General features: G+C 63.9%; 1 pseudogene. It reads right to left on the reverse strand.

Annotated features, from left to right (window positions below):
• Positions 1 to 399 (reverse strand): annotated as a pseudogene (locus tag FCK90_RS15230) (cytochrome bc1 complex cytochrome b subunit); the annotation flags it as partial.

Consider the following 399-nt stretch of genomic DNA (forward strand, 5'->3'; position numbering starts at 1 on the left):
GCGGTCTTCGAAGGAGACCAGGGTGTAGCGGTGGTATTCGTCGAGGGGTTCGTGGACTTCGATGAATTCGCCGTGGGGTAGTTGCTGGACGCGGCCGGTTTCGCGGCCGTGCAGCACGATCTCGCGGTCTTTGCGTTGTAGGGAGAGGCAGATGCGTCGGGTGATGATGAAGGCGATGGCGGGTCCGAAGAAGAAGAGGAACCGCAGCATGTAGATCACGTCGTTGACGGCCAGGTGGAAGTGCGTCGCGATCAAGTCACCGGTGGCGGCGATCATCAGCACGCCGTAGAACACGATCGCGGCCACGCCGGCACCGGTGCGGGTGGGGGCGTTGCGGGGGCGGTCGAGGATGTTGTGCACCCGGTTGTCCTTGGTGATCCACCGCTCCACCCACGGCCA

It is taken from the genome of Kocuria coralli, from assembly GCF_008831305.1.
In the GTDB taxonomy this organism is placed as follows: domain Bacteria; phylum Actinomycetota; class Actinomycetes; order Actinomycetales; family Micrococcaceae; genus Kocuria; species Kocuria coralli.